Raw genomic sequence first — 26,732 nt, 5'->3', positions numbered from 1 at the left:
GGCCAGGCGCCGCTGCCGCCGCCTGGCCACGGCCCCGTCCAGCCGCGACGGATCGAGGTGAGACAGGCTGCGGCGGCCGTGCGGCAGCCGGGCCAGAAGGTCCACGGCTGCCCCCGCCAGGAGGGGATCGAGATCAACGGCGCAGCTCCGCAGCACCTGCCGCAGGGATTCGGTGGGCCATGCCGGCAGTCCCAGGGCCAGACCCTCGAGTGCTGCCCGGCGCAACAGCAACGGCCCTGGCTCGAGGGCCAGGGAGCGCAGCCGGTTGAAATCAGCTGGATCCCGCTGATGGCCGAGCAGCGGCACCAGCAGCTCCTGACGGTCGGAGGAAGCCGTCGCCAGGGCCTGGCGCAGCAGCCCAGCACAGCCGGGATGGCGCAACCGAGCGATCACGGACAGGCACTCCGGATCAGCGCTGGGCTCCGCCAACCACCAGGCCAGCAGGCGCACCGTGGCCTGGCCGTCGACGCGTTCCGCCAACACGGCCAGAAGATCGGCCTCCGGCTGCAATCGGCCCGTTTCAATCGCCACCAACCAGGGCTCAAGATCCAGACTCGGCCGGCGGCGCAGCTGCTGAAGCCAGGGCCAGCGTTCCGGACTGCCCGGTGGCGGCAACAGCTCCGGCATGGCACGGGGATGGGGCGGGCACCACCCTGGCTCAGAAACCGTAGCCATCGATACGTTTGATGTGATGGAGAGGGTGGTGGCGTCCATGGCGTCTATCACAAGTGCAGGCTTGCTCGAACGACCCCATGGCCAATCGCATGATCCGGACCACCGCAGACCCAGGGCTCGATCGGGCACGACAGCGCGGCGTTGGGGTGCAATCGGCCAGCGTTTCGGCGTCAGGGGCGGAGCTCGACGGACTGGATGCGCTCAAGGAGCGGCAATTGCTGTTCCGATGGGTGCGCGATCTCGATCGAGCCCAGTTCGCCCTCGGCGATACGGCCCGTAGCAGCCGCCTGTGGCAGGAAGCGGCCTTGATGGGATTCGACCCTGAGCGGCTCACCCGTCTCCTCTACGGCGGGCAGGACCCCCACGACACCGCCGCACTGGAGGCGATCGATCGGGTCTGGCGGCAGGAGCAACGCCAGCAGCACGGCTGGCGTCGCCCTGCCTGGTGGCCGGGGGCGGTCAGGCAGCCTTCGGCGTGGCACCGAAGCGCTCCAGGAGCAGCTGCTCCAACACATCGGTCAGGTCGGTGAGCGGGACCCCCTTGTCGTGGAGCTCCGCCAGCTTCGGTTCCTGGCCGATGGAACCTCCCAGAAAGATCTTGGCGGCCTCCACCATCTCGCCATCCTTGCGAGCCTTGGCACCCATCAGGCCAATCTGACCCATGTAGGGCTGGCCGCAGGCGTTGGGGCAACCGGTCCAGTGCATGCGGACAGCCTCAGGGAGATCGATCCTCGTCTCCAGCGCATCGAGAACATCCTGGGCCAGGCCCTTGGTGGGGATCAGGGCAAAGCTGCAGTAGGCATTGCCGGTGCAGCTCACCGCCTCGGCCTGCAGGGCTCCGGGATCGAGACGGAAGCGTTGTAGCAGCGGCTCCTGCTGCAGCGCCTCCAGGCGGTCAGTCGGCACATTCGGCAACAGCACGTTCTGGGCTTCGGTCAGACGCAGCTCTCCGCTGCCATAGGTGCACGCCAGGCGCGCCAGCTCAAACAGGTCGGCGCCACGGAACCGGCCCATCGGCACATGCAGGCCCACCCAATGCAGGCCGTCCTGCTTCTGGGCATGCACCCCCAGACCATCACGCGGGGCGCGGCAGACGAGGTTGCTGCCATCGTGCGGCCGGACCGTGTCGGCCGCCGCGATACCGGCGAATGCAGCGAACCGGGCGAGCACGGCGGTGCGGTAGTCGTCGAGCCCCAGGGCATCAATCAGATACATCAACCGGCTCTTGTTGCGCACCTCCCGGTTGCCCTGATCCTCGAAGTGGCGAAGCACCGCAAGCGTGAATGTGGGCAAGTGCTCCGGAGGAAGCCACACGCCCAGCGGGAGAGCCAGGGCATTGCGCTGGGCGGAGAAGAAGCCTCCAACCATCACCGTGAAGCCAAGCTCACCACCACTGGCCCCACCGCTCCAGGCCGGAAGAAAGGCAAGATCGTTATGCAGAAGGAAACTGTCTGGCGCCCCTCCCACCGCCACATTGAACTTGCGGGGCAGGTTGCGGGGACCATCCGGAGCGAAGAGCCGCTCCTGAATCGCGCTCACCAGTGGTCGTGTATCGAAAACCTCCTCGGGATCAATGCCGGCCAGTGGATTGCCGGTGATGTTGCGGGGATTGTCGTGGCCGGATTGACGGCTGGTGAGGCCCACCCGCTCCATCGCCGCCAGCAGCGGGGCCATGTCTTCGAACAACAACCCCCGCAGCTGCAGGTTCTGGCGGGTGGTGATGTCGGCGCTGCCATGCTCGCCGCAGCGATCCACGGCTTCGGCCAGCACCTCCAACTGCTCCGCCTGAATCACACCATTGCGCAGCCGCAGCCGCAGCATGAAGCGCCCCGGCGTAACCGGCCGGAAAAAGATGCCCAGCCACTTGAGATGAATGGTGAGGGTGGCCTCATCCAGGGATTCCCACCCCTGTAGAGCGAGATCTGCAAGCTGGGGCTCCAGATCGAGGCCACAGAAGTCGGCTTTGGCCTGCTCGAGTTTACTGAGCTTGGGCTCAGCTGACAGATCGGTTACGGGAGGGGTCTGCATAAAGAAGTAGCGCGCCCATACGGCGCCGGAACAGGAAGCGGCGGAGGGATGACGTGACCTCGAAAGCCCCACCACGCCGGCATCCAGCAGAGCGGTGGGGCCGGCGAGCGCCAATGAGGGATACGCAGCCGGCAAGAGTCGTCGGAGACGGCAGCCGAAACAGCAGCGCCAGTACCCGAATCACGCGATCGCCACATCCTGAGGCGGAAGCTTCAGGGCTCGTGTCACTACCGCTACGGAATCTCGCCGCGCCCCCATCCCAGCTCCCAGACCAGGCTGGCCCGGGACACTCCCTGAATCCGACCCGCCGAGACTCAGCGTTCGCCGAGGGTCTGCCAGAGCGTCGCCTGATGGGCAATCACCGGCGCCGGAGCCGACCGGGAAGCCGCTCCCGAGGAGCGCGGCAGCGAAGCCAGCAGCTGAACAGCGAGCGAGCCCACCACGAACATGCCAAGGAAGGCGAGGGCCACCCCCAGGGGCGAGGCCTGGGCGCGGGTGACCTGCAGCGGCGCAGCCATGGCAGCAACCAAGCTGATGAATGGCGTCAGTATGAGCGGCCCGAATCCTGGAGAGGCGCCGCCTCCGAGAGGCCTGCGAAGGGGGCGGCCGCCTGGGAGGCCCTCAGATCCAGAACGCTCCAGCCATGCAGGACACCGAGCAACAGTCCAAAGGAAGCGGCGAGACGCACGGGAACAGGGGACGTTCGGGTGACTCTCTCGGCCCACGACGCGCCTCGATGCAATGGTTGGTACCGAACCGATCGACCTGATCGCCCCCTCGCCTCTTCAGGAAAGAATCAGTATCGCTTGATACTTCTTCGCAGTGATGGGCTGACACCGTCCGCTTGGGCCCCGTGCGGCTCAGGCCACAACCCGCACAGTTCCGCATTCAGCTGTGGAAAATACTGGTGCTGGTGGATTCAGTGCCGACCGTCCATGTTGATGCCAGCCACCTCGAATCCCGCGCCAGATCCCACGACCACCCTGGAAGCCGCAGCAGCATTTGCCAGACAGCCCAGTGATGAACGCCAGCGATTCAAGCTCTATCTCAAGAAAATCGGCAGCGGTGAGCACACCAGCCAGGGCCTCAGCCGCAGCGAAGCGCGGGATGCTCTGGAGCTGATGCTGCGCGGCCTGGCCAGTCCAGCCCAGATCGGTGCCTTCCTGATCGCCCACCGGATTCGACGACCGGAGACCCAGGAACTCGCCGGCATGCTGGATCTCTACAGGGACCTCGGCCCCGCCCTCCACACCACTGAGCGAGCGGTCAGCTTCGGCATGCCCTTTGATGGCCGCACCCGCACAGCGCCGATCTACCCGCTGACCAGCCTGGTGCTGGCTGCCGCCGGCCTGCCGGTGGTGCTGCAGGGCGGAAGCCGGATGCCGGTCAAATACGGGGTGACGGCCATGGAACTGTTCGCCTCCCTGGGCCTCGATCTGCTGCACCTGCCGCTGGCCACCGTTCAGGAGGGGCTCACTCAGCAGCGGTTGGCCCTGATCCATCAGCCCGATCATTTTCCCCTGGCGGAGCGGCTCACCGAGATTCGGGAAGATCTGGGGAAGCGCCCACCCGTCGCCAGCCTCGAACTGCTCTGGACCGCCCACCGCGGTCCCCATCTCCTGGTGAGCGGCTTCGTGCATCCCCCCACCGAATCGCGGGCATGGAAAGCACTGGATCTGACGGGCGAGGAGGAGGTGATCACCGTGAAAGGCCTGGAAGGCAGCACAGACCTGCCGATCAGCCGGGCCTGCATCACCGCCCGTGCGCGGGGTGACCAGATCGAGCGGATGATCCTCCATCCCCGTGACCATGGCTGCTACGACAACGATGTGCCCTGGCTCGAGCTGGACAGCTGGAGTCAACAGGCGCTGGCGGCCCTGGGCGGACAGGGCCCGCTGACAACGGCTCTGATCTGGAATGCAGGCGTCTATCTCTCTCTGGCGGGGGTGCAGGCCGATCTCGAGCGTGGCCTGGCCATGGCCCGGAACCTGGTGAACAGCGGCGCCGGTCTGACCCAGCTGCAGCGTCTGATCCAGTGGAGGGCCGATGCGTCCTGACCAGGCCAGTCAGGGCAGCCATTGCTTTGATTTTGAGCACGACTTCGTCGGCAACTGGCGCTGCATCCCTCTCTGTGTGAGGCGCAAACTTGATCTGGCCGGCATCAAACTTCGCCTCAGCCACTGGCTGGCGATGCCCGAAGCGGCGCGGCAGGAGCTGGTGCTCTGGGGCGACGATGCCGAGGCACTCCGGGCCCTGGCCACCCATCTGAAGCAGTGCACCCGGGAGATGCCGGATGGCGAAGCCACAGACCTGCCGGTAGCCAGCCAGGAACCATGGCAGCAGGGAGGTGAACCGCCCATGGCGGCAACGACGGCGGCCGCCGAGCTGGGATACAGCCTCACGCCGGAGGGCTGGCTTGCCCTGTCGGAACTGGAACGCTTCGCCCTCTGCAAGCTGGCCCGCCCCGGGCACGACCATCACAACCTGGCGGCTGCGCTGGCGGAAATCTTCCCCTGAAGCTGCTCGCGACTGCGCCGCCGCACACACACCGCCGCTGCCTTGAGTTCAGGCTGCTTCGAGATCGGGCAGGCCTGCTCATGCAACAGGGCATTCACTTCACAGGCCTGCTCCTGCATGAATCCCCAGTGCATCGGCAGAAAAACCGTGCCTGGCCGAATCCGTTCGGTGATGTCGACCCTGGCGGTGATGCTGGCCCGCCGCGAGGTGATCGAGGCCAGGGCTCCGCTCTCCAGCCCCAGGGACTCCGCATCGTCGGGATGGATCTCCAGCAGGGGTTCGGGATGCATCGCCGTGAGCCGGGGAACACGGGCCGTGCGGGTCATGGTGTGCCAGTGGCCGAGGTAGCGCCCCACCGTGAGTACCAGGGGATAGGCCTCACTGGGGGGTTCCGCCAGCCCCAGCGGCTGCTCGGCGATCAGGCGGGCGCGCCCACTGGGGGTCGCGAAGCGCCAATCGGTGTACAGCCGCCGGGCTTCGGTGGTGGGCTCGGTGCCGATCGGAAAGGGCCACTGCTGGGGCCCCTCCAGACGGAGAAGATCGTGGCTCAGACCGGAGACATCGCAAAGACGACCGGCGGTGAGCTGCACGAACTCGGCATAGACCTCAGCGGCTGAGGCATAGGTGAACTGATCCACAAAACCAAGGCGGCGACCCACCTCGGCAAACACCTGCCAATCGGCACGCGCCTGGCCGGGAGCGGGGCGGAAGCAGGGGCAGAGGGTGACCCGTCGCTCGGAGTTGGTCATGGCACCCTCCTTCTCGCTCCACTGGGCAGCGGGCAGGATCAGATGGGCGTACTGAGCTGTTTCCGTCTCCGCATAGGCCTCGCTCACCACCACCAGGGGACAACGCAGCAGCGCCGCCTTGACCCGTTCAAGATTGGGCAGGCTCACCAACGGATTGGTGGCGGCGACCCACCAGAGATCGAGTTCGCCCGCCTCCATCGCTTCCACCTGCTGCCAGGCCGTGAGCCCGGGGGCGGGGCTGATCGCACCAGGCTGGAACCCCCAGACCTGCTCCACCGCCCGGCGATGCAGAGGATCCGCGACCGTGCGATAGCCGGGCAGGAGATGGGAGAGGCCACCGGCCTCCCTCCCCCCCATCGCATTGGGCTGTCCCGTGAGCGAGAACGGTCCGGCGCCGACACGGCCGATCTGACCGGTGATCAGATGCAGGTTGATGATCCCCGCCACGGTGGCAGTGCCTTCGACGCTCTGGTTCACGCCCATGGACCAGAGGCTGAGCACCGGACCGTCACCACCCCAAAGGGAGGCCACAGCCTGCAACTGCTCCTCGGTGATGCCACAGATCCGCGTCACCCGATCGGGAGTCCAGGCCTGGATCAACTGCGCATAGGCCGCAAAACCCTCGGTTTCCCCCTCGATGAACTCAAAATTGATCCATGCCTGCCGCAACAGCAGATGGCCAATTCCGTGCAGCAGCACGAGATCGGTGCCTGGGCGAATCGGCAGATGCAGATCGGCGGCGGCAGCGGTGGCGGTGGCGCGCGGATCCACCACCACCAGCTGCAGGGATCCAGGCTGGCGCCGTTTGCGCTTGAGCAGACGTTGGAACAGAACCGGATGGCACTCCGCCATGTTGGTGCCGATCAGAAAGGCGACGCCGCAGTGGTCAAGGTCGTCATAACTGCAGGGCGGGCCATCAGAGCCCAGGCTGCGGGCATAGCCGGCCACAGCCGAACTCATGCACAGGCGTGAATTGGCATCAAAATTGTTGGTACCGATCGCCCCCTTCAACAGTTTCTGGGCGAGGTAGTAGTCCTCGGTGTGAAACTGGCCGGAGCCATACATGGCGATCGCGTCTGCCCCCTTGCCAGCCAGACTCGCCTTGATCTGGTGCACAATCCGATCCAAGGCCAGATCCCACGAGATCGGCGCCAACGGATCATCCAGGCTGGCGCGATAGAGGGGCTGCAGCTGCCTTCCCCCATCCAGCGTGTCGCAGACCGTGGCTCCCTTGACGCAGACCTGTCCGAGACTGGAGGGATGCTGCCGATCGCCCCGGGCACCCCAGACCGGCAGGCCATCGTCACCTCGACGGGTGGGCTTGCCTTTCGAGGCCGGCGGCATCAGCTCAAGCCCGCACCCAACTCCGCAATAGGGGCACTGGGAGCGCAGGGAGGAGGCAGCGGAATCAACCATGAACAGACAACGATCACAATGGAAAAGGCAGGCCATCGGCCTGCCTGATGTCGACGGTCGTGGTGGAGAACCAGGCCTCAAAACAGCGGGCAATCAGCCCGCGGGGGAGGCGGCAGCAACGGCTTCACCCTCATGCTGATCAGCGAAGGAGCCCTTGGGCTCATTGAGGAAGAAGTAACACATGAAGCCCACGATCAAGCCAGCCACTCCCAGGATCTGGAAGAAGGCACTGTTGGAGGCAGCAATCACTTCAGGCGAAGGCTCCGCCGAAGCGCCACCCATCCAGACGGGCAGCAGGCTGTAGATCGTGAGGTAAGCCACGGCCCCCACATTGCCGTAAGCCCCGACCATGCCAGCGATCTGGCCGGTGACCCGGCGCTTGACCAGAGGCACCATGGCAAAGGTGGAGCCTTCGCCAGCCTGCACAAAGAACGAGCAGGCCATCGTGAGCACCAGGGCCAGGGCAATGCCAGCATTGCCGGTGAAAGTGCCGGGCTTGATCATGCTCATCACCAGATAGCCGATACCCAGGCCGATGGTGAGAAATCCCATGGTCGACTTGCGTGAACCGAGCTTGTCGGACAGCAGGCCGCCGCCAGGTCGGGCGATCAGGTTCACGAAGGCAAAAGCGGAGGCCAGGATGCCCGCCGTTGCCTTGGGAAGGTCAAAGGTGGTTTCAAAGAAGGTGGGAAGCATCGACACCACCGCCAGCTCGGACCCGAAATTGACGATATAAGTGAGCTCCAGGATCGCCACCTGCTTGAACTGATAGCGATCGTCCTTGTCGTAGGTGCGTTGACCCAGGATCAGGGCCTTGTTGGTTCGGATAATGCCCCAGGTCTGGAAGACAAAGAAAACCAGCACCAGGAGCAGGGCAATCGTATATCCACCCGCATCAAGGAACTTCACTTTCTGGAGGCGCCAGGCCAGCACCGCCAGGATCGCCGCGAAGGGCACATTCATGCCGATCAGACCCCAGAAATCCTTGATCGATGTCACCTCGAGACCAGCAGTCTTAAGGGGCTTTTGATAAGTTTTTCCGGGGGGCGTATCGGTGACATTAAAATAATAAATCAATCCATAGACGGCCGAAATGATGCCCGTCAAGGCAATTGCACCTCGCCAGTTCAGAACAGCACCATCCACTTCAAAACCGCCGGAGAATGACAGCCAGCCGGCCACGATCACCAGGGTCAAGGCAGAGAAAGCCGAGCCGAAATTTCCCCAGCCGCCATAAATCCCTTCGGCAACGCCAATCTCCTTGGGGGGAAACCATTCAGCCACCATTCGGATGCCGATCACAAACCCGGCGCCCACGATAGAAAGCAACAAGCGGGCCACAACCAGCTGGTTGAAATCCTGAGCGGCCGCAAACATCAGACAGGGGATCGCCGAAAACACCAACAACGTGGAGTAGGTAATTCGGGGTCCAAACTTGTCGAGCAGCATTCCAATCAGAATGCGGGCGGGCACTGTCAGGGCAACGTTGCAAATCGCCAGGGTGCGGATCTGAGGAACGCTGAGCCCAAATTCGGCCTTGACCGTGGTGGCCAGGGGTGCAAGGTTGAACCAGACAACGAAAGTAAGGAAAAAGGCAAACCAGGTGAGATGCAGTGTCTTATATCTGCCCTGGAGTGACCAGAGTTCGGCAAGCATGTGAAATCAAGATGGCGACCCTCACCTCTCGAAAATCGGGCGGAGCCTTTGAGCGGCGCACCATGCCAACCGCTCAGGCATTAGACCAGCTCACACCAAACCCGCGATGTAGCCACAGTTACGGATGGTCATCGAGCAGCCTTCATGCCGGACTGCATCGCTGCTTGTATCGATCCAGGAAGACAGACAAGGAAGACAGAGCAATGGTTCAGCCACCCTCCTTGGCATTCTCAAGCCATCTGATCAGCGAATGTCATGACAAGACCTCTGACGATTGTGGACGGCAGCGTGATCCTCGCAAGCAACAGCTACTGCCGAAATCCACCGGCTGAGCAGTGCTGATCCTTGCTGCGCAGCTGCCTGCTGAGCGGTGGTGACAGCCACCGCATGGGCCGCGACAAGGCCCTGTTGCCCCATCCGGCCGGCGGCACCTGGCTGGAGCGGGGGCTGCGGCGGCTGGCCGCCCTGGAGCAGCCGATCACCCTCTGCAGCCGCCATTCGTCCCACCTGGCCCTGGCCGCAGGGTTGGCGCAGCCCCTGGGCGTGCCCTTGGATTGCTTCGAGGAACCACCCCCCTGGCGAGGGCCGCTGCGGGCCCTGGCGCGGCTGATGCACCGGCACCCGGACGACGCAATCCTGCTGCTGATGCCAGTGGACATGCCCTGGCTGGAGACCCAGAGCCTGCGGCAGCTGCTCGAAGCCGCAGACCAACACCCCCACCAGTTCTGCCTCGCCCACGACGGCCAGCGCCTGCAGCCCCTGCTGGGGGTCTACCCGAACACGCCAACCGTGCGCCGCGATCTGGAGGATTGGCTGGCACTGGGCCATCGCCGCCTGCAGGGCTGGCTGGATCGCCAGCCGGTGCTGCCGGTGAGGCTGGAGCCCTCCCAGCTGAGGAACTGCAACCATCCGCACGACTGGCCCCACGACGGGCCAGCCGCACGACCGGACAAGGCAGCCGGGCCGTGACTCGCCAGCCCAAGGCGGAACCCGGCAGGCTGGGCGGAGCCGAAGCCTCAAGGGCTGATGCCCGCGTGGACCCTGCCGCCTCAGACCCCCCAGTCCCTCTGCTCGATCGCCACCACCGCGCGCCGGGGGTGCTGCGGCTGTCGCTCACGGCCCGCTGCAACCTGGCCTGTCCCTACTGCTGCCCGGACGATCGGGATCCGCCCGAGCTGCTGACCCTGGCGGAACGGCGGCAGCTGATCGAAACCGCCGCCGGGCTGGGCTTCTCCTCGCTGCGGCTCACGGGCGGGGAGCCACTGCTCTATGCACCGCTCGAGGAGCTGATCAGCAGCCTGCAGCCGCTGAAAGGTGGTGCCGCCAGCGGACAAAGCAACCGCGGCCAGGGCAGCCAGCTGCGCGAGATCGCCCTGACCAGCAACGGGGCGCTGCTCACGGCGGAACGGGCCAGGGCGCTGCGGCAGGCCGGGCTGGATCGGATCACGCTCAGCCTTGATGGCACCGATGGCGCCAGCGTGGCCCGGATGGCCGGTCTGGACAGCACCGCCCCGCCTGCAAAGGCCGAGGCGGCACGGGGGGAGCGGCTGCTGCAGCGGGTGCTGGAGGCGATCGAGCATGCCCGCGCCGCCGGCTTCGATCCGGCCCGGGGGGAGCTGAAGCTCAACGCGGTGATCGCCCGCGGCCGCAACGACGACCAGCTGATCCCGCTGGCGGCCCTGGCGCGTCAGCGGGGGGTGGAGTTGCGCCTGATCGAGTTCATGGATGTGGGCAACCGCAACGGCTGGGACCCGCAGCAGGTGCTCAGCGCCGCCGAGATGGTGCGGCGCATCGGAGCCCACTGGCCGCTGCAACCGGTGGGGCGTCCGGCCCAGGGCACCGCCAGCCGCTGGCGCTACCTCGACAACCCAGGGTCTTCAGCCGGCGCCGCGCCGCTGCATGTGGCGGTGGTGGCCTCGATCAGCGCCCCCTTCTGCGGCGATTGCAATCGCCTGCGGGTCACCTCCGACGGCGTGGCCTACACCTGCCTGTTCGCCAGCGGCGGCAGCGACCTCAAACCCTGGCTCCGGCCAAGTACAGCCGCAGCGCCGGATGCGGCGGGACTGCGGGCTGCGATCGGGGCACTCTGGCAACAGCGGCAGGACCGCTACAGCGAAGAACGTAGGGAGGCCGTTGGCACGACCGCGGGCCGAGCCACTCCGGCAGAGATGGCCTACCTCGGGGGCTGAGGCTGACCCCATGAGCTTCAGCCCAGCACCGCCTCCACCACGCTGATCGGCGACGGTGTGGCGGTGATCGCCTCAAGACGCAGGCCGGCCCGCTCCAGCAGCTGGGCGTACTCGCCGGGGGTGCGCTCGCGGCCACCTTCGGTCATCACGAGCATATTCAGGTCGAGCATCTTGGCGGGGGCCGGATCGTTGCCCGGCGGAATCACCTGCTCGAGGATCAGCACCCGGCCGCCGGGGGCAAGGCCGGCGCGGATGTGGCCCAGGATCGTGAGGCAGGCGTCATCGCCCCAGTCGTGGAGGATGTGCTTGAGCAGGTAGGCGTCAGCTCCAGCCGGCACGGAGTGGAAGAAGTCGCCGGAAGCGACCTGGAAGCGCCCCTCCAGCTCCGGCGCAACCACCACCGGCTCCACCACGGAGGGCTGATCGAACAGGGTGCCGCGCAGGTGCCCGTGGTGGCGCAGCACCGCCTGCAGCAGCTGACCCCGGCCACCGCCCACGTCGACCAGGTGGGTGATGGCGCTGAAGTCGTAGGCCGCCAGCAGGCCCTGGGTCTCCACGCGGGAGAAGTCGGTCATGGCGCCGTCGAAGATGGCGCCGCGCTCGGGGTTGTGGCCGTACCAGGGGAAGACGGGTTCGCCGTAATGGTGGCGGAAGGCGCTCTCGCCGGTGCGCACGCTGTGGAGCAGGTCGGCCCAGGCGTCGTAGTGCTCACCGCCGAGCATCCGAACGAACTGGCGCTGGGAGGCGGGATGGTCGCTGCGCAGCAGGTCGGCCAGGGGGGTGAGCACGAAGCAGCGCGGCTCGGTTTCGGCGAACAGGCCCAGGCTGGCCAGGCCCCGCAGCAGCCGGAACAGGGCATCGGCATCGGCGCCGCATTGGGCGGCGAGCTCCTCGGCGGTCAGGCCCTCGGGGTTGGCGGCGGCCAGATGGTCGGCGAGCTCCAGTTCGGCAGCCACGTGGATCATCTGGGTGACCCAGTTACCGCTGGCGAGCTGGAGAAAGTGGCTGGTGAGATCCGCGCGGGGGTCCATCGGGCCGGAACGGGGTGCCGTTGCTCTATAAGCCCCAGCACGAGACCGTGGGCCAGAGCGGAGCGATCCACCAGGCTGAGGGTGGTATTGCCTCACCGCCATGGCCCGTGCGAGCCAGCGCCTGGCCGCCAATGCGGGCGGCCCCTTCTACGTGGATGCCAGCTGCATCGACTGCGGCACCTGCTGGCAGTTCGATCCGGCCCACTTCGCCCCCACCGGCAGCAGCTCGCACGTCTGGGCCCAGCCCCAGGGCGATGTCGAGACCCGCGCCGCCCTGCTGGCGCTGCAGGCCTGCCCGGTGGGGGCGATCGGCACCAGCCGGAACCTGCTGGCGCTCACACCAGCCGATGGCTTCCCATCGCTGGTGGTGAGCCTGCCGCAGGGGGAGGTGCACTACTGCGGCTGGGCCTCGCGCCAGAGCTTCGGGGCGAGCAGCTGGCTGATCACCCGGCGACGCCCCGATGGCAGCTCAGACAACGTGCTGATCGATTCACCGCGCTGGAGCGCAGCGCTGGCCCGCCGGATCGAGGCCCTGGGAGGTGTGAGCCGCATCCTGCTCAGCCACCGCGACGATGTGGCCGATCACCAGGCCTGGGCCAAGCGGTTCGGCGCCGAACGCTGGATCCACAGCGCTGATGCGGAGGCCGCGCCGCAGGCGGAGCACCGCTTCGAAGGCACGGAGCCGATCCGGCTCGATGCCGACCTGCTGGTGCTGCCGGTGCCGGGACACACGGCCGGCTCAGTGGCGGTGCTGTTCGCCAAGCAGGTGCTGTTCAGCGGCGACCACCTCTGGTGGGGCGTGGATCCGCCGGGGGTGGTGGCGTCCCAACGCTATTGCTGGTGGAACTGGCCGGAGCAGCTGCGTTCGGTGGAGCGGTTGCTGGATCTGGACGTGCGCTGGCTGCTGCCCGGCCACGGCCGTTGGCACACCTTCGCGCCGGGCGAATGGCGCCGGGAACTGGAGGCAACGCTGGCGCGAGGGCGGCAGGGACCGGGCGGGGAACCCTGAAGGTGGTTCCGCACCGCAGACATGACTCCTCGTCAAGGCCCAAGGCTGATGGATCGATACCGGGAGGAGCTACAGGTGCGGCACTACGCGCGCCGCACGATCAGCACCTATTCCCAATGGGTGAAACGATTTCTGCACTTTCACGGGATGCGCCATCCGCGTGAGATGGGCGGTGATGTGGGCAACCTGGAGGGAGTGGTCCGTGCCAGGCAGCCCAAGCGGCTACCGGTGGTGTTCACGGTGGCAGAGACGAAGGCTGTGCTGCAACAACTCGAGGGCACCGAACAACTCGTGGCGCAGATGCTGTATGGCGGCGGCCTGAGGCTCATGGAAGCCCTGCGGCTCCGGGTCCAGGACGTGGACTTCGAGGCCAGGCACGTGACCGTTCGCAGCGGCAAAGGGGACAAGGACCGGATCACCGTGCTTCCAACCAGCCTCGCGGAGCCATTGCAGGCGCATCTACAGGCGGTGCGACAGATTCACTGTGCAGACCTGGAAGCAGGTTGGGGGAGAGTCTTGCTGCCAATGGCACTGGGAAGGAAATACCCGAATGCTGCTTTGGAATGGGGGTGGCAATGGGTCTTTCCACAGGCCCACCGCTGGCGTGACGCAAAGACGAGAGTGGAAGGCCGGCACCACATCGACCCATCCGTGATCCAGAAGGCCGTGAAGCGGGCGATCCTGCGTGCCGGCATCAGCAAGGCGGCCAGCTGCCACACCTTTCGCCACTCGTTTGCGACTCATCTACTGGAGCGCGGCCAGGATATCCGCACGATCCAGGAATTGCTTGGGCACAGCGACGTGAAGACCACGATGATCTATACACATGTACTGAATCGAGGCCCTTGCGGGGTGATGAGCCCCGTCGACCTTTTGTAGCGGCCCAAACATTTGGCTCTCGGACCCGCCCAAGTTCCCGTCAGCGATAGAGCAATGCCAGAAAGGGCCTTATGCTGGAACGCATTTCAGCCATCGCCTTGGGAGACTTAGGGCTCGTATGCAGCCGCAGGCACTGAGCAGGGAGGGGATACCGGACCCGCCGAAATACAGTTAGACAGGCCAGGCAGCCGGTTGCGCCCCTCGTATCTCCTGGGATACAGTGGGAGCATGCTCGAGATCCGGGAGACGTCTGCCTATGCCACGTGGTTTTCTTCCCTGCGTGACCGGACAGCCAAAGCTCGTATCGACATTCGCATCAGGCGTCTCTCCTTGGGCAACCCAGGCGACGTTCGCCCTGTAGGAGAGGGCGTATCAGAGCTAAGAATCCATTACGGCCCCGGCTATCGGATCTATCTGACAATGCAAGGAGAGGCCATCGTCATCCTTCTTGCAGGCGGGGACAAGAGCTCTCAAGATCAGGATATTCGTCTCGCTAAGCATCTTGCTCGCAACCTCTAGGAGACTTCAATGACAAAAACAATCACGACTATCTGGGACCCGGCCGCACACCTAACCACTGCCGATGATGTCGCGGCTTATTTGGAAGCTGCGCTTCAAGATGGAGATCCTCAGCTTGTAGCCGCTGCTCTTGGCGATATTGCTAGGGCCAAAGGGATGAGCCAAATCGCACGTGAGGCGGGTCTAGGCAGGGAGAGTCTGTACAAGTCCCTATCCTCTTCAGGAAATCCAGAATTAGCCACGGTATTGAAGGTTATCTCGGCACTAGGCTTGCAACTACATGTCAGCGCTACTGACAATGCGAAAATGGCTGTCTAACCAGCCCCTCGAGTGGACAGGCCACCAAAAGGAATCAGCTGAATCTTCATTCTTCTTGCCTGCCACTCAGGGACAGCGTTAGGCGAAGCAGGATGTTGTCACCATCTCGGCCTTGTGACTATCCTTCTCATCGCAGAGGGACTCTCTGAATTCTAGACATGAACATCCCCCTGCTCACGTGGAACGTAAATGGTCGGACAGCAAAAGTTCTCGATGCATTTATCGCCGATGGTCGCCTGGATTCCGATCTCTTGACGTTGCAGGAGGTGAAACATCATCACGCAGCGGAATTTATTCAACGACTTGCTGACCTTGGCTTTCAAAGCATTCACACTGGCGATCCTACCAATGCCGGTAAAACATACGGAAATCTGATCGCGAGTAAGTGGCCGATGGAGCGAATCGCTCTCCGCCTATCCGACCCTCCTCCATTCCCCAGTCTCATTGGCCACGCTCGGGTTGCTATTGCCTCTGGTGAGCCGGTAGACGTCCTGACCGTCCATGCGCCGAACGGATCCAACAATGGCTGGGCCAAGATTTACACACTAGAAGCGCTTCGGCGTGTCATTGAAACGATCTCTCCCGGCCCGCTTATTGTCACAGGCGACTTCAACGAGCCTCAGTTCTTTCCTGGCGTACTACCTATTCGTAGTTGGGGGTGGACAAGGGAGCAGACTTGGGAGGCTGATCGAGACAAACTATGGTCGCGCAAGGGCGATCAAGGCAGCACGGATGAACATCCTCTAGGACGATGGGATGATGCGGTTGTGTGGTTCTTCGACAAGGATGAATCGCATGGTCTCCGCCATGCCTATTGGGCGAAGCACGATGACGGTGCGATGGAAGCCTCTTACATGACGAGGTCAGTATCACACCCTGAGCGGTGGTTTGACCACGCGTTCGTCTCATCGCACTTCAAAGTAATCGACTGTACCTACAGGCATGACGTTCGTCGCCCAGAGGGTGAGAGCGACCATAGTGCGTTGAGCGTCAGACTCGCTTATTGACCGCTAACCCGGTTGTCAGCAGCGCAATGGCAATGAACTTTCATTCAATATGTCTAACTTCAAGATGCGTTGGGAGAGAGTGGCTGCAGCCGAGCATTGCAAGCCAAATCCTTTCCCCGCTGTTCTTGATCCTCAGCAGGGATTTGTCGCGTTCCTCCGCTAGTAGCCCCCCTACCGGCTCCAGCACATCAAGCACCGCCATCAGCTCCGGCGTTGAATCTGCGGCCAGTCAAGCGCATGCGCTTCATCCCGGCCGAGAAAGCCTTTGCCTTCGCTCGGAAGCTGAAGGGGGCGCCGGGCTGCACCGTGCCGGTCTGCTGAGCCTGAGGCTGAGGCCCGGCTGCTGGAAGGTGGCCGGGCCTTCTGGAGCCGGGCACATCCGAACGATCCAGGAACTGCTGGGCCATCACAACGTGAGCACCACAATGATTTACACCCACGTGCTGAATCGTGATCCCCTGGGCGTCCGCAGCCCCGCCGATCTCCTGTAGCTGACGCTACAGGTGGTTCACGGACCCGTTAACCAATGCAATGGATGGACCATGGCTGCCGAGACCATGCATTGCTGCTTGCTTTGTGCCGCATCCGATCGACCAGGTTGCCGTGGTTCACGGACTGCCGAGTCTGTTCGGCTGTGGTTCTCAGAAACCATCCAATAAGCGTTAGGCTTACTATAGCATCAAGAACCCCAGTCCATTTCCCCAATCATGTCTTCCGGTTCAATCCTTAACTATCAAGAGACTGTTGAGATAGTGTTTGAAGAGGCTGAAGAAGGTGAACCCGTTAATGCTTTTGAGCTTGGATATTTTCTCTATTACTTCCGAGCCGCGTACGTCGCATGCCTTACTTCAATCGAATCCAAGGATGTACCACTTGACGAGGCTATTGCACTTGCAAAAGGGGACTTGCTCGCTCCACTTTCTAGAGAGGTAACCACGTTATGGCTCGCAAATCTATCGCATGAGTTAGATCTGGAGTTTTTGACTATATCCAAGCAAAGCCCGCTTAAGCTTGGAACCAAGGTCGTAGGGGCTTGCCTGACAGCGCTAGTAATGGCTGTAATTCTATCAGGCGTGGAGGCAAATGTCTATACTGGAGAATTCAAGCTTCCTCCGATTGCTCATGGGATACGCGAGCTAAAAGAAGCGTTTCGCCAAGAGCAGCAACGAGAGTTGCCTTCCGAGCGCCGTTCATCCTCCCGGGAGTCCGGGACTTGATCACAATGTTCTAACAACTGAGAGTGAATAGTGGTGGCCTAACAAGTCCTTGGAGTGGACAGGCCGCCACCAATTCCTTTCTGATCACTAGAGTCTTTGCCTGCCACACAAGGGCAGCGTTATGTGGATCTAAACGAATGACCAAGCCACGAAGCTACCCACAACGAGTGAGGGAGAACATATTGCCTCTTTCGGTGGCGGAGTCACTGCCTGAGGCGTTTGAGGAATGGACATTTACCGATGAGATTAGAGATCACGAAAAACCAGTTGAAACATGCCAGCTGTGCGAGCAAGAACAACTCCGGTACCATTTCATGATCCGGAATGCTCTTACGAAAGAAGTCTTATGGGTTGGCTCCCAGTGCATATTGAAGTTTGGACTATCTGTTTTTGAAGATGGCCTCAGACTCTCTGGGCAACAGGCCAAGAAAAAGCTTGATCGACTGACACAGCAGATGCGTCTCGACTCCTGCATCAAGGCCCTAGAGAGGCTTGCGGAAGCCGAGAACAACGAGATACTGCATAATGCTCTGGATTACTATGCTGAGAATAAGTGTTTAACCCCTAAGCAGGCTTTGTCGTTCTTTGGCGCCTTCAAAAGAACAAGATTGATCATTCTCCTTCATTTTTCAAAGTCAGCTTGCAGAGGCAGAAGTACAGAGATGACTTGAGGGATATGGAACCCAGTAGAGTGCGTCTCATCTGGCCTGCACTGTCCTCCTCTCAAAGAAGGCTGGCAGAAGAGCTTGGTCATGCAGCCCCAGACTCCACATAACAAGCCCCTCGAGTGGACAGGCCACCGCAAACTGTCTGCTATGCCACCCTAGGCTCACTGCCTGCGACTAAGGGGCAGCGTTATGTGACGAGGTTCCCCAAATGAATGAATTTATTGCAACACCAATTGAAGGCGGCTTCTCATGGACACTTACTACAAGGCTTGGAGAAATGCTTCGAATGGCCGAGGACGAGTTTGGCGAACGTGATAAGTCATACACTATTCTTGGTATTGAGTTTCAAGAAAGTGGACCACAGATCTGGTATCCAGGCAATTGCGGCTATATTGCAATACAACTCAGCACAAGTGCGATTGGTGATTGGCCCAGTGCTTGCTATCAGTTAGCTCATGAATGCGTGCACCTTCTGTCTCCACAGGGCGGCCGCTCAGCCAATACTTTGGAAGAAGGGCTAGCAACCTTATTCTCAGGTAGGTATGTAAGGAATTCGTTTGGGGTGCAATTCAATCCCGGTTTACAATGCTATGCAGATGCTGCAGAACTGGCCCAAGAGCTTTTATCACATAACCCAGATGCGATCAAGGTTCTGCGCGCCTACGAGCCAGTAATTTCAAAGATTACACGCGGTCAAATAATGAGTTCATTCCCAAGCCTAGGAGAAGACCTTGCGACCAGACTGTCTGCTCCGTTTGAGCGTGTCACATAACAAGCCCCTCGAGTGGACAGGCCACCACCAAAACCTAGCGTGCGTTGTACATGCCTTGCCTGCCACTCAGGGGCAGCGTTAGGTCTGCATGAGAATTCGAGTACAACCAAGAACGCTGATGCTGGCCTTCTTTGGATTAGGGCTTTTCTTGTCTTGCGCGACGAGCACTTGGGGGACACTATCTAGCCTATTTAGGCTCAACGAAAATCAGATTCTATACTTGTTCTCAACTTCTGCTCAAGTGCTTGCAGGTATTTATGGTCTAACCTTGACAGGGTTTATCTTCTTTCGTAATGAGTTGAGTCGTGAAGAGCAGGAGGACGATACCCTTGTGGATGCCGTTGAGAGCCTAAAGGCAAGGTATTTCAAGTTACTTGCATTCATAACCATCCTGGTACTAGCAACTATTGCATTGTCGAATCTGGCGATATCAATGGCGTCCAGCAGCCGGTCCGCATTGGGTGCCATAGTCATTAATTCAGGTCAAAGCTTATTCGCGACGAGCCTGGTGACAATTGCATACTTCATATTCGACGTAATCTCGCCCAGAAGGATAGAAGCGGCAAGCAAGGCTCTTCAAAGCACGGTCGACCCAACTTATGCCAGGCAAAACAAGGGCAGTCTAGAAGACTTTCTCAGAAACTACAATGAGATTGAGTCACTGCTTACCGAGTATGGTCTTTCGGCCAACCTTGAGATCACACCCTCTTCATTCAAGCAGGCACGACGACCATCTAATGCCAGGCTTGCGGAAATCCTCGCTCGCAACGAGCTGATCTCCAAAGACCTCTATACTCGCATCAGAAATCTGATCACCCTCCGTAATTCCATAATTCATGGTGCCGATCCCGTCGTCAGTCTAGAGCTACTAGAGTCATCTCATCAGGTTTTGACAGAGCTCAAGAGAGCTCTAACCAATGAGACCTAACACCGCCATTCACCTGAGCCGCCACCGAATGATCCTTGTATACTCCACCGCCTCTCTGCGGCCAGGTGATGGCGAGCGTTCGGCAGGAGAAGAATGAAGACTAACGACAAAGTGGACGCATTCATGATGGGGCTTACCGAAAAGGAAGAGGCCATCATTTCACGTCTGGCCAACAGTGCGCTCGACCTCTCCCGCGACATCCGAGAAGATGTCAAATGGAATGCTCTCTGCTATTTCAAAGGTGATTGTGCCTTTGTCGGAATCATGCCATACAAGAAGTACATCTCGGTGATATTCGACCGAGGGGTTGAGCTTGATGACACAGACAATGTCCTCGAAGGCAAGGGTCACACCATGCGCCACATAAAGATCCGCTGTCTTGAGGACTTGAAAGAGAAGAATATAGGTTCATACATTGCGCAATCATACGAACTGAAGGAGATAGATTAATGATCGCAAACACACTGTCCGCGTGTATCGCAACCGAGAAAGTTGAGGAATCACGGGATTTCTACGTCAAGCACTTCAACGCCAAGGTCACCTTTGACTGCGGGTGGTACGTGAACCTTCAGTTCGGGAAGGATACATCAGAACTACAGTTCATCGCGCCGCGAGAGCCTGGGCCTCCCGCCTGCAATCCGGCAGGTCTGATGTACAACTTCTGTGTGGACGACGTGGATGCTGAGCACGGCCGCCTGACCGCGGCAGGTCTTACCCCCATTATGCCTCTTGAAGATCACCCGTGGGGTGATCGTGGATTTGCAGTTCTCGACCCGAACGGAGTCACCCTGTATATCTACTCGGATCGGGAGCCGGCAGCCGAGTTCAAGCAGTACTACAAGGAATGAAGAAGCCGAACAAGGCGTTCCACCACTACGCGCCACAAGTGGCGCGTAGTGGTGGAACGCTGACGTTGGCCGGTCCCAGTGAAGAGCTACCGACAGGCTGTGGCGGGGCTATCGTGAGTGGACGCAGGTGACTCCCATGGCAAAGCAGTTCGATGTGGTGGTTGAGAGAGACTCAGAGGGCTTTTATGTTGCGAGCGTGCCCGCTCTAGCCGGGTGCCACACACAGGCTAAGTCTCTTGATGAGTTGATGGGCCGGATCAGAGAAGCTATTGAGCTCTGCCTAGAGGTTCAGGACGGAATAGTTGAACAACTTGACTTCATTGGTGTTCAGCGAGTGACCGTCTAGACGTGTCAACTTACTCCGCCGTCACAGGCAAGGCGCTCATCCTGGCCCTTCGAAGGATTGGCTTTGAAGTTCTGCGAATAAAGGGGAGTCATCATTTTCTGCGACATCCCGACGGGCGAACGACTGTAGTCCCTGTTCATTCTGGTGAAACGCTGGGACCTGGGTTGCTTTCCAAAATCCTTCGTGATACTGAGCAAACCAGAGATGAACTAGAGGAGCTGCTTTCTTGAGCGAAGAGGCCGGCCAACCAGCCCCTCGAGTGGACAGGCCTCCGCAAACTATCTTCTTCGACACCGCAGGCTCCCAGCCTGCCACTCAGGGGCAGCGGTTAGACAGAGCAGGGGGATGCGCGGAAGTCGCCACCGTGGCTACAATGTGAGCACGTGTGCTGGGTGTAGTCGTGGTGCGAGCGAAGCTGGTCAAAATCGGCAACTCGAGAGGGATCCGCCTCGCCAAGCCACTGCTTGAGGTTGCGGGGCTCGCTGACGAAGTCGAGATCGAAGCGGCTCCAGGGGTTCTGACCATCAGGCCATCCGCTCATCCGAGGGCTGGCTGGGCAGAGGCGGCATCGTCTTTGGAGCCAGAGGGACTTCTGGATGAAATGAGCGCCACCCAGTTTGATGACGAAGAGTGGTCATGGTGACTGAAGAACACGTCTCAAGAGGCGATATCTTCCTTGTCGCGTTGAATCCCACGCGAGGATCTGAAATCAGGAAGACGAGGCCTTGTGCCGTAGTGTCGCCGGACGAGCTTAATGCTCACCTTCGCACTTTCATTGTTGCGCCGCTCACAACTGGCGGCCATCCATACCCATTTCGTGTGCGTTGCAGGTTTGATGGCAAGGACGGCCATGTTGTGGCTGATCAGCTGAGAGCTGTAGACAGAGACCGTCTAGTCAAGCGGTTGGGGAGTCTGTCGGAGACTACGCTGAATGAACTGCTGAGTGTTCTTCAGGCGATGTTCGCTGTGTAGATGCCTGGCTAACACAGCCATGCACCTGACCCGCCACCTTCAATTTCCCAAAGCCCAACGAGATCCCGAACCAGAAGCTTTCTGCGGGCCGGTGATGGCCAGCGTTAGCTGTCTTTCCTGTGCCAGAGTATGCACACCGACAATCAAGGAGAAAGCAAAACCGTGAACGTCAGTAGAACCCTGTTAAGTATCGCGTCCAGTGCCCTGCTGTTGATGTCCCCATCTGTCGCGGTTTCAGCGGAGGAGCCTAAGTACAAGGCAGACGTTCCCGGGTCGATTCTTACGCCGGACAGCGTCAAGACCCGGCTCGGGACCTTGCGCTTCAAGGATGGCGCACCGGACGATGCGACCGTGAAGACCGTGTACGACAACCTGGATTTCATGCGGGGCGTCCAAGCCTTTCTTGACGGCATGCCAGAGGCATCAATCTATGCGATGTGCAACGGCCTGAAGAAAGGAGCCGGGGTCGACGATCAGACGGTTGGCATTTTCGAAACGCTCATGGACGCCAGGTCGGTTTTTCTGACGGCCCAGACGACAACCTCCTATGTCACCCTCTGCTTTGACCTGAAAAACGGTCCGATCGTTCTGGAAGCGTCGCCCGGCCTGCTCGGACCGCTGGACGACGCCTATTTCCGGCACGTCGTTGACGTGGGCGTAACCGGCCCTGACCAGGGGAAGGGGGGCAAATACATACTGGTTCCCCCGGGATACAAGGGCGAGTTGCCCAACGAGGGCTATTTCATCGTCCGTTCGCCCACCTATACGGTCTGGCAGTTGACCCGGATCATGAACCGCGATCTTGCGGCGGGCGTGCAACAGGTCAAGGACACGATGCGGGTCTACCCGTGGGCGCAGCGTGACAACCCGCCAAAAACAAAGTTCGTCAACCTGTCCGGGCTGAAGTTCAACACGGTCCACGCCAACAATTTCGAGTTCTACGAAGAGCTCAACGCCGTCATCCAGAAGGAACCGGGCGATGCCTTGCCGGCTGAACTGGTCGGCACGCTGGCTTCCATCGGCATCAAGAAGGGCCAGCCCTTCGCGCCCGATGACAGGATGCGCGCGATCCTTACCGACGCGGTCGCGGTCGGCAACGCCACCGCGCGGGCAATCGTTTTCGCCCAGCGCGACAGGCGCGGCTTCTACTACCCGGACCGTCAGTGGAAGACCAACTTCATCGGCGGTAGTTCCGAGTTTTACGACAACGGCGAACGGATGCTCGATTCCCGTGTCCTGTTCCATTACTACGCCACTGGGATCACGCCCGCGATGGCGCAGCCGGTGGTCGGGAAAGGATCGGTTTATGCCTATGCCGAACGGGACGCCAACGGCGACTATCTCGATGGCGGCAAGACCTACAGGATCACGCTGCCCGCACCGATCCCGATGAAGGACTTCTGGTCGTTCATGGTCTACGACAACCAGAGCCGGTCGATGCTCGAGACTGACCAGAAGTCCGCTGGCCTCGACAGCAACAGCCGCGGCCTGGTGGCGAACGACGACGGCTCCTACACCATCTGGTTCGGCCCCAAGGCACCGAAAGGCAAGGAAGGCAACTGGGTCCAGACCATGCCGGGCAAGGGCTGGAACACCCTGCTGCGCCTCTATGGCCCGCTCCAGCCCTGGTTCGACAAGACCTGGAAGCCGGGCGATTTCGAGCTCGTGAAGTAGGACTGCCGCGTGATGCTCAATCAGGAACGAAACAGGACTCTGACATGAAGACAAGCCACTTTCTCTCGGCCCGCATCGCCGCTGCGGCATGCGCGACCATGCTGCTCGCCTCGGCCGCCAGGGCCGAGCCCAAGTACAAGGCCGATGTGCCTTCGAGCCTGATCACACCAGACAAGGTGCAGACCGAACTTCTCGGCGAGCTCACGTTCAGGGACGGCATGCCCAGCGAGGCCACGGTCAGGAAGACCTACGACTACATCGATCTGTCTCGCGCCGTCGACGCGTTTCTCAACGGCATTCCGGCCACCTCCGTTTACGCCATGCTGGAAGGTCTGAAGCAGGCAGGCGCGAAACCGGGCGATCTGGTGCTGTGGGAAAACCTCTACGACGCGCGAAGCCTGCTCCTAACGCCCCAGACAACTACGCCCTATGCGTTTGCCGAGATCAACGTGAAGGATGAACCGGTCATCGTGGAGGTGCCTGCCGGGCGTCTGGTCGGTGCTGTGGATGATGCCTTCTTCCGCTGGGTCACGGACCTCGGGGTCACCGGGCCGAACCAGGGCAAGGGCGGTAAGTATGTCTTTATCGGTCCGGACTACAAGGGTCAGCTTCCCGACGGCTATCGCGTCGTGAAGACCCCCACCTACCGCAACTTCCTGTTCCTGCGCGCGCTGGTCCAGGACGGCGACCTGGAAGCAGCTACGCTGGGGCTCAGAACGCAGTTCCGCATCTATCCCCTCTCCAAGTTGAACAACCCGCCCAAGGGAAGGGTGGTCAATGCTTCGGGTGCGAAGATCAACACCATCCACGCGAACGACTACGACTACTGGGCGGAGTTGAACGCGGTCGTCCAGTATGAGCCGGCCGATGCCTTCAATCCTGAAGTCGTCGGCTAGTTCGCCGCGGTCGGAATCAAGAAAGGCAAGCCCTTCGCGCCGGACGCCCGCATGAAGAAGATCCTCACCGAGGGCGTGGCCATCGGCAATGCAACGGCCCGATCGATCACGTTCCGACCCCGCGACGAGAGTGCCTACTTCTATCCAGGCAAGAGCCGTTGGTATTCAAGCTTCACGGGTGGCAGCCACGAGTTCATGAACAACGGCGAACTGGTCCTGGACGATCGGATCATGTTCCACTACTACGCGACCGGCATCACCCCGGCCATGGCCAAGCCGGCGGTCGGCACCGGTTCTGTCTACGCGATTGGAGCGCACGATTCGAAAGGCAACTACCTCGATGGCGGCAAGACCTACAAGGTCACCCTCCCGGGTCCCGTGCCCGCCAAGGACTTCTGGTCCTTCATGGTCTACGACAACCAGACTCGTTCGGTACTCGAGACCGATCAGAAGACTGGTGGCCTGGACAGCAACAACCCGTCCGTAAAGGCTAATACCGATGGTTCTTACACGATGTGGTTTGGCCCGAAGGCGCCAAGAGGACATGAAGGCAACTGGATCCAGACCATGCCTGGAAAGGGCTACAACGTGCTGCTGCGCCTATACGGCCCGCTGGAACCCTGGTTCAACAAGACCTGGATGCCAGGTGATTTCGAACCAGTTACATGAGTCTCCCTTCCATATCTTGAGCAGATCGATTCTATCGGACAGCTAAGGAACCTCTGGATAACGCCCCTCTGAAAAGGGCCTGGAGCCGCGCATTGTTCAGGATGAACAATTTGAGGGTGGATCGGTTGTTGATCAGCCTGAATTCACCTTCGTGGACGCTGAATCTTGCCCATTTGGGGTGGTGCCTGCCCCAAATGGGCACACCACTCCCCCAGTCATGTCTTGCATTGCAACTCATGGCGCGCCATAAATAGGTTTGAGAGGCCGGCCAGCACATTCACCTTCCAGCGGTTCTTGAGCATTCCACGCAGCCGGGTCTTTTGAAAGCCGAACTGGCGCTTGCTCACGCGGAACGGATGCTCCACCTTGGCGCGGAAGTGAGCCTTTGCCGTCTCGATCAGGTCATCCACCCTCCCCTCGGGTGTATCCGGTAACGCGCGACGCTTGCCTGGACGCATGGCAGTACGGAAGCCGATACCCCTGCCTTCCATCTCGGGTCGCTTCTCAATACCCTGGTACCCGGCATCTGCATAGACCACTGTCTCTTCACCGTGCAGGAGTTCAGCGGCGGGAGTGAGGTCATGCACATTGGCGGCGGTCGTTTCCACCGAGTGGATGAGGCCGCTCTCGCTGTCCACCCCGATGTGGACCTACCGCTTCGCGGGCCTACGGCTACATCCCAAAGTGCCATTGCTTGCCCTTGCAGGTCTGGTGCATCTCAGGATCCCTCTCCCGCTTCTCATTCTTTGTGGAGCTTGGTGCCGCGATGATGGTCGCATCGATGATCGTGCCCTGCTTCATAACCATGCCATTGGCCTTGAGGTGGGCCTTCACGGCTTCAAAGATCTGCGCGCCCAGATCCTTCTCCTCCAGTAGATGCCGGAACGCCAGGATCGTGGCCTCATCCGGGATCCGGTCGGTGATCAGGGCGATACCGGCAAAGCGGCGCATGGTCGCCACCTCAAGCAGCGCATCCTCCATCGCCGGATCGCTCAGGTCATACCACTGCTGCAGCAGATGAATCCGCAGCATGGTTTCCAACGGATAGGGCGGCCGACCGCCCTTGCTGCTGGTCCTGGGGTAGTGGGGTTCGATCAGATCGATCAGTGCTTTCCAGGGAACAACCGCCTCCATCTCAGCCAGAAATCGCTCTCGCCGGGTACGCTTTTTGGCCGTGGACTGCTCGTAATCACCAAAACCGAACTGCTTGGCGTCCATCAAGCCTGTCCACGTCACCGATCACAAGGCCATTGTCGCGCAGGGTGGCGGGGTTTTCCAGAGTCTCCCTAGCAGTTACGGGTAGCGCCAGTGCACAGACCTTTAAGGAGCAAGCAACCTGCAAGTTCACGAACACGGCAGCGCATGTGCCCTTATACGATGGCAGAGCCATTTTGGTTCGTTGGCATTCGCGGTCAGAAAGATTTGATGCATGGCCCTGAAGATGTCAACTTCACAGACCCCCCAATGGTGGGATATTCCGGTGGTCAAATTTTGCTCTCGTAGTTGCAGAATAGCCCTTCAAGTTAGAACGGCAAGCTGGCCTCAAGATTCAGCGGATGGGAGTTCAACATGCCTGCGCAACCCACAGGCATGTTGCCTGCCGCTGATCTTGAGCCTGAGGCATTATCATTTCGCACAGACGCCTGTTGACAATCCGGCCTGCCTTTTACATAGTGATCTTGGCGCACCTCCAGGAACATATAGCTGAGCCGCCTGGGTACTCAGACCGAGGGAGGGCCTCCACGCCCT

30 protein-coding genes and 2 pseudogenes are annotated in these 26,732 nt (G+C 61.0%); 24 read left to right on the top strand and 8 right to left on the bottom strand.

Features of this window, described 5'->3' with window-relative positions; all coding sequences use genetic code 11:
- On the bottom strand, window positions 1-675 hold a 675-nt coding region (locus VB716_RS15060), incomplete at its 3' end, for a hypothetical protein (RefSeq protein WP_323270904.1).
- Window positions 676-764: 89 nt separating this feature from the next.
- Between VB716_RS15060 and VB716_RS15055 the strand changes: the two genes are divergently transcribed.
- Window positions 765-1,205 carry a hypothetical protein gene (locus tag VB716_RS15055; protein WP_197157679.1) on the top strand — a complete coding sequence of 147 codons (441 nt, stop codon included), beginning with the start codon at window positions 765-767 and terminating at the stop codon, window positions 1,203-1,205.
- On the opposite strand, the gene VB716_RS15050 is transcribed toward VB716_RS15055, so the two are convergent.
- From VB716_RS15050 to VB716_RS15040, 3 genes are all read right to left on the bottom strand, one after another.
- Window positions 1,135-2,703 carry a ferredoxin--nitrite reductase gene (locus VB716_RS15050; protein WP_197158968.1) on the bottom strand — a complete coding sequence of 523 codons (1,569 nt, stop codon included), beginning with the start codon at window positions 2,701-2,703 and terminating at the stop codon, window positions 1,135-1,137. The two genes, VB716_RS15055 and VB716_RS15050, sit on opposite strands and share 71 nt — an antisense overlap.
- Window positions 2,704-3,017: 314 nt before the next feature.
- Complete coding sequence (locus VB716_RS15045) at window positions 3,018-3,221, bottom strand: hypothetical protein (RefSeq protein WP_197157681.1); 204 nt, start codon at window positions 3,219-3,221, stop codon at window positions 3,018-3,020.
- A gap of 26 nt (window positions 3,222-3,247) precedes the next feature.
- The gene (locus tag VB716_RS15040) at window positions 3,248-3,391 is read right to left on the bottom strand and encodes a hypothetical protein (RefSeq protein ID WP_323246560.1); all 144 of its coding nucleotides are present in this window, start codon (window positions 3,389-3,391) and stop codon (window positions 3,248-3,250) included.
- Between the two features lie 253 nt (window positions 3,392-3,644).
- On the opposite strand from VB716_RS15040, the gene VB716_RS15035 reads away from it, so the two are divergent.
- Window positions 3,645-4,760, top strand: a complete 1,116-nt coding sequence (locus VB716_RS15035) for an anthranilate phosphoribosyltransferase family protein (RefSeq protein ID WP_323270903.1) — start codon at window positions 3,645-3,647, stop codon at window positions 4,758-4,760.
- Window positions 4,750-5,220, top strand: coding sequence for a nitrate reductase associated protein (locus VB716_RS15030; protein WP_323270901.1), 471 nt, complete (start codon window positions 4,750-4,752; stop codon window positions 5,218-5,220). Before VB716_RS15035 ends, VB716_RS15030 begins: the two co-directional genes overlap by 11 nt.
- Here the strand turns inward: VB716_RS15030 and VB716_RS15025 are convergent.
- Both VB716_RS15025 and VB716_RS15020 read right to left on the bottom strand, forming a co-directional pair.
- On the bottom strand, window positions 5,181-7,385 hold the full coding sequence (locus VB716_RS15025) for a nitrate reductase (protein ID WP_323270900.1): 2,205 nt from the start codon (window positions 7,383-7,385) through the stop codon (window positions 5,181-5,183). The genes VB716_RS15030 and VB716_RS15025 overlap by 40 nt on opposite strands.
- Window positions 7,386-7,478: 93 nt before the next feature.
- Window positions 7,479-9,041 carry an MFS transporter gene (locus VB716_RS15020; protein ID WP_323270899.1) on the bottom strand — a complete coding sequence of 521 codons (1,563 nt, stop codon included), beginning with the start codon at window positions 9,039-9,041 and terminating at the stop codon, window positions 7,479-7,481.
- A gap of 345 nt (window positions 9,042-9,386) precedes the next feature.
- Here VB716_RS15020 and VB716_RS15015 point away from each other — a divergent pair, with 345 nt between their 5' ends.
- On the top strand, window positions 9,387-10,010 hold the full coding sequence (locus VB716_RS15015) for a molybdenum cofactor guanylyltransferase (protein ID WP_323270898.1): 624 nt from the start codon (window positions 9,387-9,389) through the stop codon (window positions 10,008-10,010).
- Between the two features lie 98 nt (window positions 10,011-10,108).
- The gene (locus VB716_RS15010; RefSeq protein ID WP_323270906.1) at window positions 10,109-11,230 is read left to right on the top strand and encodes a GTP 3',8-cyclase MoaA; all 1,122 of its coding nucleotides are present in this window, start codon (window positions 10,109-10,111) and stop codon (window positions 11,228-11,230) included.
- A gap of 17 nt (window positions 11,231-11,247) precedes the next feature.
- Here the strand turns inward: VB716_RS15010 and VB716_RS15005 are convergent, their stop codons facing one another.
- On the bottom strand, window positions 11,248-12,261 hold the full coding sequence (locus VB716_RS15005) for a methyltransferase (RefSeq protein ID WP_323270897.1): 1,014 nt from the start codon (window positions 12,259-12,261) through the stop codon (window positions 11,248-11,250).
- A gap of 100 nt (window positions 12,262-12,361) precedes the next feature.
- Here VB716_RS15005 and VB716_RS15000 point away from each other — a divergent pair, with 100 nt between their 5' ends.
- The 19 genes and pseudogenes from VB716_RS15000 to VB716_RS14915 all read left to right on the top strand — a co-directional run bounded on the left by VB716_RS15000 (window position 12,362) and on the right by VB716_RS14915 (window position 24,983).
- Window positions 12,362-13,270, top strand: a complete 909-nt coding sequence (locus tag VB716_RS15000; RefSeq protein WP_322757875.1) for an MBL fold metallo-hydrolase — start codon at window positions 12,362-12,364, stop codon at window positions 13,268-13,270.
- A gap of 48 nt (window positions 13,271-13,318) precedes the next feature.
- Window positions 13,319-14,149: an integron integrase gene (locus VB716_RS14995; protein ID WP_322757876.1), complete on the top strand. Its 831-nt coding sequence runs from the start codon at window positions 13,319-13,321 to the stop codon at window positions 14,147-14,149.
- Between the two features lie 228 nt (window positions 14,150-14,377).
- Complete coding sequence (locus tag VB716_RS14990; RefSeq protein ID WP_197157702.1) at window positions 14,378-14,668, top strand: type II toxin-antitoxin system RelE/ParE family toxin; 291 nt, start codon at window positions 14,378-14,380, stop codon at window positions 14,666-14,668.
- 9 nt (window positions 14,669-14,677) lie between these two features.
- The gene (locus VB716_RS14985; RefSeq protein WP_197157703.1) at window positions 14,678-14,986 is read left to right on the top strand and encodes an addiction module antidote protein; all 309 of its coding nucleotides are present in this window, start codon (window positions 14,678-14,680) and stop codon (window positions 14,984-14,986) included.
- A 158-nt stretch (window positions 14,987-15,144) separates the two neighbouring features.
- A complete protein-coding gene (locus VB716_RS14980; protein WP_322757877.1) occupies window positions 15,145-15,993 on the top strand; it encodes an endonuclease/exonuclease/phosphatase family protein in 849 nt (282 codons plus the stop codon).
- Between the two features lie 377 nt (window positions 15,994-16,370).
- Window positions 16,371-16,484 (top strand): annotated as a pseudogene (locus tag VB716_RS14975) (tyrosine-type recombinase/integrase); the annotation flags it as partial.
- A 216-nt stretch (window positions 16,485-16,700) separates the two neighbouring features.
- On the top strand, window positions 16,701-17,210 hold the full coding sequence (locus VB716_RS14970; RefSeq protein ID WP_322757879.1) for a hypothetical protein: 510 nt from the start codon (window positions 16,701-16,703) through the stop codon (window positions 17,208-17,210).
- 182 nt (window positions 17,211-17,392) lie between these two features.
- Complete coding sequence (locus VB716_RS14965) at window positions 17,393-17,881, top strand: hypothetical protein (RefSeq protein ID WP_323270895.1); 489 nt, start codon at window positions 17,393-17,395, stop codon at window positions 17,879-17,881.
- A gap of 205 nt (window positions 17,882-18,086) precedes the next feature.
- Complete coding sequence (locus VB716_RS14960) at window positions 18,087-18,650, top strand: hypothetical protein (protein ID WP_322757881.1); 564 nt, start codon at window positions 18,087-18,089, stop codon at window positions 18,648-18,650.
- Window positions 18,651-18,948: 298 nt separating this feature from the next.
- Window positions 18,949-19,578: a hypothetical protein gene (locus tag VB716_RS14955; protein ID WP_323270894.1), complete on the top strand. Its 630-nt coding sequence runs from the start codon at window positions 18,949-18,951 to the stop codon at window positions 19,576-19,578.
- A 93-nt stretch (window positions 19,579-19,671) separates the two neighbouring features.
- Complete coding sequence (locus tag VB716_RS14950; protein WP_323270893.1) at window positions 19,672-20,028, top strand: DUF1801 domain-containing protein; 357 nt, start codon at window positions 19,672-19,674, stop codon at window positions 20,026-20,028.
- Window positions 20,028-20,426, top strand: a complete 399-nt coding sequence (locus VB716_RS14945) for a VOC family protein (RefSeq protein WP_323270892.1) — start codon at window positions 20,028-20,030, stop codon at window positions 20,424-20,426. Before VB716_RS14950 ends, VB716_RS14945 begins: the two co-directional genes overlap by 1 nt.
- Before the next feature lie 136 nt (window positions 20,427-20,562).
- Window positions 20,563-20,772 carry a type II toxin-antitoxin system HicB family antitoxin gene (locus VB716_RS17510; RefSeq protein WP_416238125.1) on the top strand — a complete coding sequence of 70 codons (210 nt, stop codon included), beginning with the start codon at window positions 20,563-20,565 and terminating at the stop codon, window positions 20,770-20,772.
- Between the two features lie 2 nt (window positions 20,773-20,774).
- Window positions 20,775-21,002: a type II toxin-antitoxin system HicA family toxin gene (locus VB716_RS14940; RefSeq protein ID WP_197171382.1), complete on the top strand. Its 228-nt coding sequence runs from the start codon at window positions 20,775-20,777 to the stop codon at window positions 21,000-21,002.
- A gap of 170 nt (window positions 21,003-21,172) precedes the next feature.
- The gene (locus VB716_RS14935; protein WP_231598134.1) at window positions 21,173-21,415 is read left to right on the top strand and encodes an AbrB/MazE/SpoVT family DNA-binding domain-containing protein; all 243 of its coding nucleotides are present in this window, start codon (window positions 21,173-21,175) and stop codon (window positions 21,413-21,415) included.
- Complete coding sequence (locus tag VB716_RS14930; RefSeq protein ID WP_197171362.1) at window positions 21,409-21,744, top strand: type II toxin-antitoxin system PemK/MazF family toxin; 336 nt, start codon at window positions 21,409-21,411, stop codon at window positions 21,742-21,744. Before VB716_RS14935 ends, VB716_RS14930 begins: the two co-directional genes overlap by 7 nt.
- A 213-nt stretch (window positions 21,745-21,957) precedes the next feature.
- Window positions 21,958-23,418, top strand: a complete 1,461-nt coding sequence (locus tag VB716_RS14925; RefSeq protein ID WP_323270891.1) for a DUF1254 domain-containing protein — start codon at window positions 21,958-21,960, stop codon at window positions 23,416-23,418.
- Window positions 23,419-23,462: 44 nt separating this feature from the next.
- Window positions 23,463-24,314 (top strand): DUF1254 domain-containing protein, encoded by an 852-nt coding sequence (locus VB716_RS14920; protein ID WP_323270890.1) that lies wholly within the window; start codon window positions 23,463-23,465, stop codon window positions 24,312-24,314.
- Window positions 24,315-24,365: 51 nt separating this feature from the next.
- Window positions 24,366-24,983 carry a DUF1214 domain-containing protein gene (locus VB716_RS14915; protein ID WP_323270889.1) on the top strand — a complete coding sequence of 206 codons (618 nt, stop codon included), beginning with the start codon at window positions 24,366-24,368 and terminating at the stop codon, window positions 24,981-24,983.
- A gap of 215 nt (window positions 24,984-25,198) precedes the next feature.
- On the opposite strand, the pseudogene VB716_RS14910 reads toward VB716_RS14915, so the two are convergent.
- A pseudogene (locus VB716_RS14910) lies at window positions 25,199-26,201 on the bottom strand (IS5 family transposase).
- Window positions 26,202-26,732: the final 531 nt, after the last annotated feature.

It is taken from the genome of Synechococcus sp. CCY9201 (assembly GCF_034931105.1).
Classification (GTDB): domain Bacteria; phylum Cyanobacteriota; class Cyanobacteriia; order PCC-6307; family Cyanobiaceae; genus CBW1002.
Note: the sequence above shows the minus strand (reverse complement) of the source record. Positions and strands in the feature narration are given on the sequence as shown.

Bases quoted from the DNA above. Each gene is read 5' to 3' on its own strand.
- VB716_RS15055 (WP_197157679.1), top strand. From the start codon at position 765: ATGATCCGGACCACCGCAGACCCAGGGCTCGATCGGGCACGACAGCGC.
- VB716_RS15050 (WP_197158968.1), bottom strand. From the start codon at position 2,703: ATGCAGACCCCTCCCGTAACCGATCTGTCAGCTGAGCCCAAGCTCAGT.
- VB716_RS15045 (WP_197157681.1), bottom strand. From the start codon at position 3,221: ATGGCTGCGCCGCTGCAGGTCACCCGCGCCCAGGCCTCGCCCCTGGGG.
- VB716_RS15035 (WP_323270903.1), top strand. From the start codon at position 3,645: ATGCCAGCCACCTCGAATCCCGCGCCAGATCCCACGACCACCCTGGAA.
- VB716_RS15030 (WP_323270901.1), top strand. From the start codon at position 4,750: ATGCGTCCTGACCAGGCCAGTCAGGGCAGCCATTGCTTTGATTTTGAG.
- VB716_RS15025 (WP_323270900.1), bottom strand. From the start codon at position 7,385: ATGGTTGATTCCGCTGCCTCCTCCCTGCGCTCCCAGTGCCCCTATTGC.
- VB716_RS15020 (WP_323270899.1), bottom strand. From the start codon at position 9,041: ATGCTTGCCGAACTCTGGTCACTCCAGGGCAGATATAAGACACTGCAT.
- VB716_RS15005 (WP_323270897.1), bottom strand. From the start codon at position 12,261: ATGGACCCCCGCGCGGATCTCACCAGCCACTTTCTCCAGCTCGCCAGC.
- VB716_RS15000 (WP_322757875.1), top strand. From the start codon at position 12,362: ATGGCCCGTGCGAGCCAGCGCCTGGCCGCCAATGCGGGCGGCCCCTTC.
- VB716_RS14995 (WP_322757876.1), top strand. From the start codon at position 13,319: ATGGATCGATACCGGGAGGAGCTACAGGTGCGGCACTACGCGCGCCGC.
- VB716_RS14990 (WP_197157702.1), top strand. From the start codon at position 14,378: ATGCTCGAGATCCGGGAGACGTCTGCCTATGCCACGTGGTTTTCTTCC.
- VB716_RS14985 (WP_197157703.1), top strand. From the start codon at position 14,678: ATGACAAAAACAATCACGACTATCTGGGACCCGGCCGCACACCTAACC.
- VB716_RS14980 (WP_322757877.1), top strand. From the start codon at position 15,145: ATGAACATCCCCCTGCTCACGTGGAACGTAAATGGTCGGACAGCAAAA.
- VB716_RS14970 (WP_322757879.1), top strand. From the start codon at position 16,701: ATGTCTTCCGGTTCAATCCTTAACTATCAAGAGACTGTTGAGATAGTG.
- VB716_RS14960 (WP_322757881.1), top strand. From the start codon at position 18,087: ATGAATGAATTTATTGCAACACCAATTGAAGGCGGCTTCTCATGGACA.
- VB716_RS14950 (WP_323270893.1), top strand. From the start codon at position 19,672: ATGAAGACTAACGACAAAGTGGACGCATTCATGATGGGGCTTACCGAA.
- VB716_RS14945 (WP_323270892.1), top strand. From the start codon at position 20,028: ATGATCGCAAACACACTGTCCGCGTGTATCGCAACCGAGAAAGTTGAG.
- VB716_RS17510 (WP_416238125.1), top strand. From the start codon at position 20,563: ATGGCAAAGCAGTTCGATGTGGTGGTTGAGAGAGACTCAGAGGGCTTT.
- VB716_RS14930 (WP_197171362.1), top strand. From the start codon at position 21,409: ATGGTGACTGAAGAACACGTCTCAAGAGGCGATATCTTCCTTGTCGCG.
- VB716_RS14925 (WP_323270891.1), top strand. From the start codon at position 21,958: ATGTCCCCATCTGTCGCGGTTTCAGCGGAGGAGCCTAAGTACAAGGCA.
- VB716_RS14920 (WP_323270890.1), top strand. From the start codon at position 23,463: ATGAAGACAAGCCACTTTCTCTCGGCCCGCATCGCCGCTGCGGCATGC.
- VB716_RS14915 (WP_323270889.1), top strand. From the start codon at position 24,366: ATGAAGAAGATCCTCACCGAGGGCGTGGCCATCGGCAATGCAACGGCC.